The organism is Streptococcus sp. 11273D007BT (assembly GCF_053547195.1).
Genome location: NZ_JBPWPE010000001.1, coordinates 342,260 through 354,114, shown reverse-complemented (window position 1 = coordinate 354,114; position 11,855 = coordinate 342,260). Strand labels below are relative to the sequence as shown.

General features: G+C 39.7%; 12 protein-coding genes. 1 reads left to right on the top strand and 11 read right to left on the bottom strand.

What is annotated here, in order from left to right; all coding sequences use genetic code 11:
• Positions 1-14: 14 nt before the first annotated feature.
• The 11 genes from ACEE75_RS01955 to ACEE75_RS01905 all read right to left on the bottom strand — a co-directional run bounded on the left by ACEE75_RS01955 (position 15) and on the right by ACEE75_RS01905 (position 10,883).
• On the bottom strand, positions 15-920 hold the full coding sequence (locus ACEE75_RS01955) for a helix-turn-helix domain-containing protein (protein WP_449164811.1): 906 nt from the start codon (positions 918-920) through the stop codon (positions 15-17).
• A 122-nt stretch (positions 921-1,042) separates the two neighbouring features.
• On the bottom strand, positions 1,043-2,185 hold the full coding sequence (dnaJ, locus tag ACEE75_RS01950) for a molecular chaperone DnaJ (protein WP_354367623.1): 1,143 nt from the start codon (positions 2,183-2,185) through the stop codon (positions 1,043-1,045).
• A gap of 215 nt (positions 2,186-2,400) precedes the next feature.
• Entirely contained in the window at positions 2,401-3,087 is a 687-nt protein-coding gene (locus ACEE75_RS01945; protein ID WP_447574262.1) for a type 1 glutamine amidotransferase domain-containing protein, read from the bottom strand.
• A gap of 179 nt (positions 3,088-3,266) precedes the next feature.
• On the bottom strand, positions 3,267-5,090 hold the full coding sequence (gene dnaK / locus ACEE75_RS01940; protein ID WP_354367621.1) for a molecular chaperone DnaK: 1,824 nt from the start codon (positions 5,088-5,090) through the stop codon (positions 3,267-3,269).
• A 206-nt stretch (positions 5,091-5,296) separates the two neighbouring features.
• Complete coding sequence (gene grpE, locus ACEE75_RS01935; protein ID WP_447574491.1) at positions 5,297-5,827, bottom strand: nucleotide exchange factor GrpE; 531 nt, start codon at positions 5,825-5,827, stop codon at positions 5,297-5,299.
• Positions 5,828-5,859: 32 nt separating this feature from the next.
• Positions 5,860-6,894, bottom strand: a complete 1,035-nt coding sequence (hrcA, locus tag ACEE75_RS01930; RefSeq protein ID WP_447574490.1) for a heat-inducible transcriptional repressor HrcA — start codon at positions 6,892-6,894, stop codon at positions 5,860-5,862.
• A 241-nt stretch (positions 6,895-7,135) separates the two neighbouring features.
• Positions 7,136-7,723: a glycoside hydrolase family 73 protein gene (locus tag ACEE75_RS01925; protein ID WP_447574489.1), complete on the bottom strand. Its 588-nt coding sequence runs from the start codon at positions 7,721-7,723 to the stop codon at positions 7,136-7,138.
• Positions 7,720-8,472, bottom strand: a complete 753-nt coding sequence (locus ACEE75_RS01920; protein ID WP_447574488.1) for a M15 family metallopeptidase — start codon at positions 8,470-8,472, stop codon at positions 7,720-7,722. Before ACEE75_RS01920 ends, ACEE75_RS01925 begins: the two co-directional genes overlap by 4 nt.
• Complete coding sequence (locus ACEE75_RS01915) at positions 8,465-9,166, bottom strand: histidine phosphatase family protein (protein ID WP_354367611.1); 702 nt, start codon at positions 9,164-9,166, stop codon at positions 8,465-8,467. The genes ACEE75_RS01920 and ACEE75_RS01915 overlap by 8 nt, the downstream gene beginning before the upstream one ends.
• Before the next feature lie 98 nt (positions 9,167-9,264).
• Positions 9,265-10,602 (bottom strand): PFL family protein, encoded by a 1,338-nt coding sequence (locus tag ACEE75_RS01910; protein WP_354367609.1) that lies wholly within the window; start codon positions 10,600-10,602, stop codon positions 9,265-9,267.
• 14 nt (positions 10,603-10,616) lie between these two features.
• A complete protein-coding gene (locus ACEE75_RS01905) occupies positions 10,617-10,883 on the bottom strand; it encodes an ACT domain-containing protein (protein WP_354367607.1) in 267 nt (88 codons plus the stop codon).
• 163 nt (positions 10,884-11,046) lie between these two features.
• Here ACEE75_RS01905 and ACEE75_RS01900 point away from each other — a divergent pair, with 163 nt between their 5' ends.
• Entirely contained in the window at positions 11,047-11,772 is a 726-nt protein-coding gene (locus ACEE75_RS01900) for a DUF554 domain-containing protein (RefSeq protein WP_447574487.1), read from the top strand.
• Positions 11,773-11,855 lie beyond the last annotated feature (83 nt).

Sequence of the window (11,855 nt, the reverse complement as noted above, 5' to 3'; positions counted from 1 at the left end):
ACATGACATAAATGTCATGTTGTCAAATCATTTTTCATTTCTTGGGAAATTTTTTTCTCTAAAACTTGCTCTCCAAATGTTTTTGCTAGAAAAATTCCCAACTTATATAATTCCTCAGCTTTTAATTTGTCTTGAAACACTTTCAAATGATACTTTGCCTCTAACATTAAGACAACTGGTTTTAGACTATGTTGTCCTGTCCAATCAATAATAGTATTCATTTTTTCCGTTAAATTCCCAATATCCTCAAATTTTTCCATAAGAACATAGTGCACTGCCACTGAAGACATCGCCCCCAATAAAGCAAAGCTATATTCATCAGATGCTTTCAGCGGCTGAGCTAAAATAGTGTCAATGATTAATTTTATGTCAGCTTGTTTTTTACTATTCTGCCCAGATTGCATCAAATAATAACTTGACAACAAAAGATCATTCAACTGGTAGTGTTGTTTAGTTAATAATTGTGAGAAGTAATCTTCAAAAATCACTTCTGCTTCTACACTATTACCTGTAATGCGATGCTCTTGGATATTTTCTAATAGCTCCAAAGTAAACAGCTCATCTTCAGGTAAGATATCCAGATAAGTATCATAAATACTAGTAATTAGCTCTGACTTTTGTTGCATTCTCTCAGAATCTCCATAACTTGGAAACTTTAATAATTTATATTTTAATTCAAAGTAGGATTCGGGAATAGTCAGGTTATCACCTTCTAGCAAATCAACCATGTCCATTTCTAAGATATCTGAAATATACTTTAATTTAACAATCGAGGGAAGAGATTGCCCTAATTCAATTCTAGCCAACTGCCTTACTGTCAATTGACTTTCATCTCGACAAAGTTGCTCACGCGATAAACTGCTTTTCTCCCTCGCTTCTCTAATTCGTCTACCCAACCTTTTCTTTAACGTATCCATCATCAACCTCTATTTTTAAATTTTCTGAAAATTTTCATAAGTATTACACTATTATATTCATTATAACAAAAGAGAAGCATCTGAACAATAATGTTGATTTCAAAAAAAAGAGTAGAGCTCAAGCTCTACTCTCCTTCAAAAGCATCTTTCATTTTATCAAAGAAGCCTTTTTTCTTAGGATGGACTGCTTTATCTCCACCCGCTGCTGCAAAAGCTTTTAACGCTTCTTTTTGTGCGTCATTGAGCTTAGTTGGAGTCACAACTGTCACTGTTACATGCTGATCACCTTGACCATTACCACGTAGTCGCGGTGCCCCTTTCCCTCTAAGGCGGAAGGTCTTACCAGTTTGTGTTCCTGCTGGAATCGCTAACTCAACTGGACCGTGGACAGTAGGAACTTCTATAGTATCCCCAAGGGCGGCTTGAACAAATGATAGGTTCAAACTATAGTAAATCGTTGAGCCTTCTCGTTCAAATTTATCACTTGCTAAAACATTCACAACAACGTAAAGATCACCATAAGGACCACCATTATAGCCTGCCTCACCTTGTCCTGATAAACGAATTTGTTGCCCAGTTTCAATCCCTGCTGGAATTTTCACTGAAACATTATGCGCTTGTTTCTCACGACCAGTACCACGACATGTTTGACATGGATCTTTAATTTCTTGACCAGTACCATGACAGACATCACAGGTAACTTGACGGCGCATCATACCAAGTGGGGTTTGAGTATCAACATTAATAATCCCTGAACCATGACAGCGCCCACAAGTGACAGGGCTAGTCCCTGGTTTAGCACCTGAACCATCACAAGTATGACAAGATGCTTCGCGATGGTAACGTACCTCTTTTTCAGCACCAAAAACTGCCTCTTCAAATGTTAAATCAACACGATATTGAAGATCATCTCCTTGACGAGGAGCATTCGGATTACGACTAGCACCCCCACCTCCAAAGAAACTTGAGAAGATATCCTCAAAACCGCCAAAGCCACCAGCTCCATCAAAACCGCCAAAACCACCAGCTCCGCCACCAAAGCCTCCTTGAGCTCCTGCAGCACCAAATTGATCATAGTTAGCCCGCTTTTGACTATCACTTAGCGTTTCATAAGCCTCCTGAACATCCTTATACTTCTGTTCAGCGCCAGGCTCTTTATTGATGTCTGGGTGATACTTTTTAGACATCTTACGATAAGCTTTTTTTATCTCGTCCTGAGAAGCATCCTTAGATACCCCCAGACGATCGTAAAATTCAGTATTGTTCATATAAGATACCAAGCCCGTGAAAAGCAAAGTGAAAATAGGAAATCGGCAGAAAATCCTGATTTTCTAGGCGATTTATCTTTTTCACACAGCTTTTAGGGCGGGTTCAATTCCTTTCGTTAAATAATAGACGAATTTCAGAAAGTAGCCCGTGTTCAATTACGAACACTTTCCTTTCTGTAAAATCGAGACAGGAAGTATAGTAATACCAATCCTCGCTAGAAGTTACTTAGCAAGCGTTTGGCAACTGCCCTACCTGACATGGGATTTTGACCAGTCACAAAACGATCATCTTGTATGGCAAAAGAAGTGTAGGGAAGTTTCTTTTGAAAATCGGCTCCACGTTTTTTGACCTCAGTTTCCGTGATAAAGGGAACTTTTTTCAGTTTTCCACTTAGAATCTCTTCCCATTTGGTGAAACCAGTTATCTTCTTACCTTCGATAAGATAACGACCATCCCTAGCACGAATATTTAACAAACCTGAAACACCGTGGCAAACCGAGGAAATATATCCACCTTGTTCATAAATAGAATTAGCAATTTCTTGCAATTCCTTGTTGTCCGGAAAATCCCAAATCACACCGTGTCCACCTGTATAGTAGATAGCAATGTAGTCCTCAGGTTGAACATCTTCTGGTTTAAGAGAATGTAGCAAGGCACGCTCCTTAAAATCAGCGCTTTCAGATAATTGTAAATCTTCTTTCGAAACATAGATATTTTTCAAGCTGCGAGGATCGATTGGAACACTTCCTCCTTTTGGACTGACATAATCCACTTCAAATCCTGATTTGGTAACTTCATCTACAAATTCTGTCGCTTCTGCTAGCCACAGACCTGTTTTTTCTTCATCATTTTTGTATTGAGATACATTGGTCAAGACGACCAGTATTTTTTTCGTATTCATTTTATCCCATTTTCTATTTACCCAAAAACAGAGGCTGGGTTGCAACCTCTGTGATTGGAATTTTTAGTGACGAATGATTTCTATTCTCAAGAAAATAAGAACTGAGTTCGAGCTAAGAACCTTAACCGTTCACTTCTAGTTTCAAGCTCACAGGCTAAAACACTCCCCGAACGTTTTTACTACTTCTCAGTAAATTCCCCATCCACGACGTCATCGCCTGCGTTATCAGCAGTTTGTGTGCCTTCTGCACCTGCTTGGGCTTGTTGTGCTGCTGCGGCTTGCTCATACATTTTAACAGCAAGAGCTTGAGCTTTTTCGTTAAGGGCTTCAAGTTTTGCTTTCATATCATCAAGGTTGTTAGCTTCTTGAGCAGCTTTCAACTCATCAAGAGCTGCTTGTGCGGCGTCACGTTCTGTGTCAAAGCCTTTACCTTCGGTTTCTTTGATAGTTTTTTCTGTTGCAAAGATAGCTTGATCAACTTCATTGCGAAGGTCAACTTCTTCTTTACGTTTTGCATCTGCTTCTGCGTTAGCTTCTGCATCTTTCATCATACGCTCGATTTCTTCTTCTGAAAGACCATCGTTAGACTTGATAACGATATGTTGCTCTTTTTGTGTACCAAGATCTTTAGCTTTTACAGACACGATACCATTTTTATCAATGTCAAATGTAACTTCGATTTGTGGGATACCACGAGGTGCTGCTGGGATGTCTGTCAATTGGAAGCGACCAAGAGTCTTGTTGTCTGCTGCCATTGGACGCTCACCTTGAAGCACGTGGATGTCAACAGCTGGCTGATTGTCTGCTGCAGTTGAGAAGACTTGTGACTTAGACGTTGGGATAGTTGTGTTGCGATCGATAAGTTTTGTAAAGACACCACCCATTGTTTCAATACCAAGTGACAATGGTGTCACGTCAAGAAGAACAACATCTTTCACATCACCAGTGATGACACCACCTTGAATAGCCGCACCCATAGCAACCACTTCGTCAGGGTTAACAGATTTGTTTGGCTCTTTACCAGTTTCAGCTTTAACAGCTTCTACAACGGCTGGGATACGTGTTGAACCACCAACAAGGATAACCTCATCAATTTCTGAAATAGACAAGCCTGCATCTGAAAGAGCTTGACGAACTGGTGTTTTAGTACGTTCTACAAGGTCATGTGTCAATTCATCAAACTTAGCACGCGTCAATGTCATTTCCAAATGAAGCGGACCTGCTGCACCTGCAGTAATGAACGGCAAGCTGATTTGAGTTGAAGTCACTCCTGACAAGTCTTTCTTCGCTTTTTCAGCCGCATCTTTCAAACGTTGGAGCGCCATTTTATCAGCTGCTAAGTCAATGCCGTTTTCTTTTTTGAACTCATCAACCATGTGGTCGATAATTTTTTGGTCAAAGTCATCACCACCAAGTTTGTTGTCACCTGCTGTTGCAAGTACATCAAAGACACCATCACCAAGTTCAAGAATAGAAACGTCGAAAGTACCACCACCAAGGTCGAATACCAAGATTTTCTCGTCTTTGTCTGTCTTGTCCAAACCATAAGCAAGAGCTGCTGCAGTTGGCTCGTTGACGATACGTTCTACTTCAAGACCAGCGATTTTACCAGCATCTTTAGTTGCTTGACGTTGGGCATCATTGAAGTAAGCAGGAACGGTGATAACCGCTTTGGTTACTTTTTCACCAAGGTAATCTTCTGCATAGCCTTTAAGATATTGAAGAATCATGGCTGAGATTTCTTGTGGTGTATATTCTTTACCGTTTGCTGAAACTTTTTCAGACGTTCCCATTTTTGATTTGATTGAGATAATGGTATCTGGGTTGGTTACTGCTTGGCGTTTTGCCGCGTCACCAACGATGATTTCACCATTTTTGAAAGACACAACAGACGGCGTTGTGCGGTTACCTTCTGGGTTTGCAATGATTTTGCTTTCTGTTCCTTCAAGAACTGCAACTGCTGAGTTTGTTGTCCCTAAGTCAATACCGATAATTTTACTCATGTGTTTTACCTCTTATTTTAGTTTTCTTTTTATTCATTCATAGTTTACCGTCATTGCAGACGAGGTTTTTTCATAGTTTTCGAGTAACTCTTGTCGCTTTAGCGACCTTAGAGTTACCGACACAAGGTTTGCCCAAGAGCTAGGAGCCTCTCGACGAAGCGATTGGTTGCAAACTACTGTGCATGACATTTCGGTCAAGTTTTTGTTTAGTTATAGACCACAACCATCGCTGGTCTTAAGAGACGATCGTGAAGTTTGTAACCTTTTTGGAAGACTTCTGCGATGGTATCTGCTGGGTGATCATCATCTGCTGGTAAAGTTTGAACAGCCATATGAAGATTATGGTCAAAAGTGTCAACAACAACTTCTTCAACACCTTCTTCTTTAAGAGCTTGAATCAAACTTTCTTGTACCATCTCAATCCCTTTTTTAACATCGTCTGATAAGCCTTCAACTTGAAGTGCACGCTCTAAGTTATCTAAGCTTGGTAACACTTTTTTCGCCAAGTCTTGTGAACGATAGCGTTGTAAGCTTTGACGCTCCTCGCTAGCACGACGTTGAATGTTTTGCATCTCAGCATGCGCACGCAAGTACTTGTTCTCAAACTCATCCGCGCGTTCGTTAGCAAGCTCTAGTTCTGATTTCTCCGCTGTTTCAGCTGTCTCTTCAGCGACTTCTTCTGCTGCCGCCTCAACTGCTTCTTCAACAACTTCTTCGTTTTTAATTTCTTCTGACACGCTATTACCTCTTTATTTTCTAATTTTACTATTTAATTGACCTCGTAGTGATTGCTATTAAGATAGCGGAAAAAGTCTCCCAACTTAGCCGTTAATACCTGAGCAATAATATTCATCAAACTCATAATTCTACGATAATCCAACTCAACTGGACCAATCAAGGTAATAATCCCAAGTCCCCTATAAGGAATAAGGAAATGCTGATGAATCACTGTCAAGTCTGACAAACTTTTTTCCTTACTTTCAGCTATCTGAACAGCTTGTTTATGATTTTGATCTAAGCTAGAACGAATTTCAAGTGCTAAGGATTGATCATTGTCCAAAAACTGATAAGTCTCTAAACCTGCAAAGGTAAGAACATTTCCTTTACCTGCCAATATGAGATTTTCTCTAAACATAGCAGAAAAAATATAATCAAATAAATCCAAGACATGATCTGTCCGCTTAAAATAACGTTGCATCACTTGAGGAAGCTCTGTCCTTAGACGATAATGAATATCTAAGACACGCTCACCCACAAATCGTTCAATGACTACCGTCTTCAAAGTATTCAAGTCACTATCTAAGAAACTTTTAGGAATCGCAAATTGAACCGTTACAGGAGTGGTATCATCTAGCGTCAAAACTGCCAGAGCATCGTGATGACTGAGTTTCACTACTTCAAAAGAAGTTAAGACTTGACGACTAGGCTCCACATCCAGTACAACCGCCGTATAACCTGTTAGTTGCGATAAAATCTGAGCCGCCTGTGATAAAATATCCTCCAATTTGAAAAACTCATGATCAAAATCTTTTACAACTTGATAAACATCTTGTTCATCGATTTGATCCAAAGTCAAGGAGTGTTCAACAAAATAACGAAAACCTTCCTGACTAGGCAAGCGACCACTTGAAGTATGTGCTTTTTCCAAAAGACCAATCTTCTCTAGAGCTGCCATGTCATTTCTAATCGTTGCACTACTGGAGTTGATAGAGGCCTGAAGCGCTTTTGAACCAACAGGCTCACGAGTTTGCGTGAAGATATCAACTATCAGATTTAAAATATCACTTTGACGTTGAGTGATCACTTGACTCGCCTCCTATCTCTTGTTAGCACTCTACCACCGCGACTGCTAACTTTATGTTTCTATTATACTCCTTAGTTAAATAAAGTCAAGCGAAAAACTCAAAAAATTAGCACTCTTTTGTAAAGAGTGCTAAAAATCCGTCTAGAGACTGAGATTTTCTTGAAAATAGAATCTCATCAGCTATATGCCGCCCTAGAAATAATGAAATCTACTCAATATAAAAAACAGCTAAAGCTGTTTTTTACTGATCATATTGGTCCAAGCCATGTTTTTTAATAAGCTTAACTAACTTACTAGCATAATCGGGATCGGTTGAGTATCCTCCATCTTGTAAAGCTTGTGCTGCCTTTTGATAACTGCTAGCTGTGACAACATTCTTATATAAATCTGTACTCCAGTAAGTTCCACCACGCAACAGTTCCATATAAGATGTCATAGCTTCCTCATAAGATTTATAAACCACAAAGTCTTCTGTCGCCTGAGTCCACTTACTATTAACATAAACCTTGGTACCTAACTCAATGTGGGGTTCCCCAAAAGAAGCTTTTATACCATAAAGATTGTGGTATTTTACAGCTAAAAGATAGTTTCCATAACCCGAATCTAAGCAAGCTTGCCCTAATATAATAGAAGTTCTCACACCATAACTGTCAGATAGTTCTTTAGCATAAGGTAAGACTGTTTCTATAAACTGTTTCTCTGTGTATCTCGTTCCCATACTTTTTTGCGCTAAGGGTCGCTCATGATTTAGTGCCAAAGGTAAAATGAGAAAGAAAACAAGGCTTGTTATTACAACACCTAAAAAACGTAAACTAATCCTTCTTCTCATTTACCATTCTCCTTTAACAAATCTAAATAAGCTTCCAGAGAAAGATTATGCTCTGTCATATAAGCTGCCGACTCTTTTCCAACATAACGATAATGCCAATCCTCATAGCCAATTCCTGTCTCATCTTGTGTTGTATCAGAAAAACGTAAAACAAAGCCATATTGTGGCGCTAAAGCTTTCACTTTCTCTACTAAAGCAGGGTCGCTTTGATTAAGACTATCTACAGTGCTCATATCAATTGCAAGACCTGTCTGGTGCTCACTTGCCCCTGCAGGCTGTGAATAGGTTTGAACCTTTTTTTCTGCCTCTTCACGACTAAGTCCCGTTGCCATCTCCTGTTGCACATAACCTTCATAAACCTGCTCTTGATACGCTACACTACGATAACCAGAAATCAAATGTTCAGCCGAATCTAGTGCTTGAGCTGCTACTAAAAACTGCTGTACAGCATCCGCAATTCTAGCATCCACTTGAATATTTCCGACAGTCGCTAACTCAGGGTTCAACTCTGCAGTGATGTGATCTCTATTTACTAAAATCAGCTCCCAATCACTAGAGGAAACATCTGGTAAGGTACTTGTTGTAGCTGACTTAGACTGACTCGTCTGCACCGTGCTACTTTTTGCAGTTGTTGATTGACTTGTTTTAGCAGTCGTTGGCTGCTCCCCTTTTATAAAGTAGAAAATTGAGGTTAAAAATGTAATCACAATCCCCAATCCTAATACCAACCTGATTATTTTTTTAGTCATGTTTCTTTTCTAACATCTCTCTCCCTTTTAGTCTATAAGATAAATCGGCAACAGCCTCTATGGTAAATTGACCATCTTCATAGGTCACCACTGTAACACTACCATTTTCAATCATTTGTTTTTTCTGATGATGATCAATCAACCATAAAAAAGTACCAATGGTCATACCATGGCTGACAACAATAGCATTGCCACCACCAGATGCTTGGATAGATTTTGCCATATCTTCAAATCCTGAGTAAATACGGTGACGTAAAATCTCCCAAGGTTCTGCCCAATTGGCAGTATCTACCTCTACTATACTATTCGCAATTTCTTCATAAGAAATATCTTCTAAATCACGCCCATCTTGGAAAGCTTTGGTTCTTGGAAGTACACCTTGAAAAAGCTCCCCATCATATCCACCGTCAAGACTACCAAAACACCACTCACGAATTCGCTTATCATAAGTATAAGGGAGGTCTTGATATCCGGTCTCCTCAAGGATAATCCCCATGGTTTGGATCGTTCGTCCACTATCACTTGAAAAAGCAGCTTTAAAAGATATATCTGCAGCTTTTAAACCAAGCCCTAATTCACGGATACCAGCTTCCCCCTCTTTTGTTAACGGGGTGTCACTCCACCCTTGCGCACGACCAATTGTATTAAACATAGTTTTCCCGTGACGAGCAATATACAAACGTGTCTTAACCATAAGTCTCTCTCCTTTGGGCTATTATTTCACTATTATAACAAAAAGCACTTCTCTTTAACACAAAAAACACTTATCTCTAGGACAAGTGTCATCAAAATTTAATTTTTAAAACTATGAATTGGTGCTGGGATCTGACCACCACGCGCAATAAAATCTGCCGATGAGGCTTGATTAACTTTCATAACAGGTGCTGTTCCTAATAGTCCACCAAACTCAATCATATCGCCTTCTTTTCCTTTTGGAATAATCCGAACAGCTGTTGTTTTTTGATTGATAACCCCGATAGCAGCCTCATCTGCAATCATGGCAGCAATCGTTTCTGACGGTGTGTCTTCTGGAATCGCAATCATATCTAACCCAACAGAACAAATAGCCGTCATAGCTTCTAACTTCTCAAGATTCAAAGAACCAGACTGGACAGCTGCAATCATCCCTTCATCTTCTGAAACAGGAATAAAAGCACCAGAAAGACCACCAACTTGATTACAAGCCATGACACCACCTTTTTTGACCTGATCATTCAAGAGGGCCAAGGCAGCGGTTGTTCCATGTGTCCCAACGGTTTCTAATCCCATCTCTTCTAAAACACGAGCAACAGAATCACCTACAGCTGGAGTTGGAGCAAGCGAAAGATCAACAATCCCAAATTTAACTCCTAGGCGCTCACTCGCCATTTGTCCAACCAATTGACCAATACGGGTGATCTTAAAGGCTGTTTTTTTGACTGTTTCTGCCACCACATCAAAGCTTTCACCACGAACTTTTTCAAGAGCACGCTTCACCACTCCTGGACCAGATACGCCAACGTTGATCACTACATCAGCTTCACCAACACCATGGAAGGCCCCTGCCATAAAAGGATTATCCTCAACAGCATTCGCAAACACCACTAGTTTTGCAGCTCCCATATCAGAAGCCTCTGCTGTTTCCTTAATAATCCGCCCCATGTCACGAACAGCGGTCATGTTAATTCCTGTCTTGGTCGATCCGATATTGACTGACGAACACACTTTGGACGTTTCTGCCAAGGCTCGTGGAATAGAGTTGATAAGGATATCATCTCCTTTTTGATAACCTTTTTGAACCAAAGCAGAAAAACCACCAATAAAATCAATTCCAATTTCCTGAGCAGCTCTGTCCAGTGCGTGTGCTAAAGGAAGGTAGTCCGTCGCATCCGTTGCTGCACCAATCAATGAAATCGGTGTCACTGAAACACGCTTATTCACAATTGGAATCCCTAATTCTGCTGCAATCTCATCTCCAACAGCTACCAAGTTTTGCGCCTTTGTTACAATTTTTTGGTAAACTTTTTCTGCAGCCTTATCAATATCAGGGTCAATACAATCTAACAATGAGATCCCCATCGTGATGGTACGGATATCAAAATTTTGCTCCTCAATCATCGCAATTGTTTCAGTAACCTGTCTAATGTCCATGAGTGTCTCCTATCTTATAAGTTGTGCATGGCATCAAAAATTGCTGCACTTTGAATATTGATTTTAACATTCAAGCTATCGCCATAAGCTTCTAATTCTGAACGTAAGTGTGTAAAGTCTTTTTTCTCATCTGATGACACAATAGCCATCATTGTAAAGAAGTCATCCAATACCGTTTGTGAAATGTCATCAATATTTAGACCTAACTCAGCTACCTTAGTGGCAACTCCCGCTACAATTCCTGCCTTATCGCGTCCAACCACTGTAATAATTGCCTTCATTTTCAACCTCCAAAAAGTTTTTAACTATTTTATCATAAACGAACAAAAAATACCACTTTTAACTAAAACGTTCTGTATTTTACAACAATAGTTTCTCTTTTCTCAAAAAAAGATTGGATTTCCCTTTCCACCATGATAAAATAACATATAAAAGGAGAATTTTATGCCTACTGGGATTATTATCAACAGCCTATCTATCATCTTAGGGGGAGTGGCTGGTGGTTTTCTGGGTCACCACCTTAAAGAAGAATTTAAAACTCAGATTAATCTTATTTTTGCCATTTGTTCGATGGGAATGGGGATAGCTTCTATCACTCAAATGAAAGCTATGCCAGCCGTTGTCTTTGCTATTGTCATTGGAACAAGCATCGGTCTTGCTCTTCATTTTGGAGACTTCGTTTATCAAATGGGCATTAGGATGCAAAAGGTGATGAGCAAACTTCTTCCTCATCAAGAAAATACCTTAGACAAGGACAAGCTTAATCAACTTGTCACTATTATTGTCTTATTTTGCATTAGTGGAACAGGAATCTATGGCAGCCTTGAAGCTGGAATGACAGGAGACTCCAGTCTTTTAATCTCTAAATCTATCTTAGACTTTTTTACTGCTGCTATCTTTGCCACCAATCTCGGCTTTGTCGTCTCAAGTATCGCCCTACCCCAGTTTGTTATTTTTTATAGCCTATTTTTATTAGCGAAGCTGATCCTTCCTCTGACTACCCCTGATATGATCGCAGACTTTAAGGCCTGCGGAGGATTTTTAATGTTAGCCACAGGCTTTCGTATCGCCAATATTAAGCTCTTTCCTTCCGCAGATATGATTCCTGCTATGATTTTAATCCTTCCTTGTAGTTGGATTTGGACTAATATTATCTTGCCTTTACTGTAAAAAAGAAGCTGTTCAAAACAGCTTCTTTTTGATTGAAGAGATAATCTGTCATGCCACAACAATCTCAGATAAAAGCAACTTCT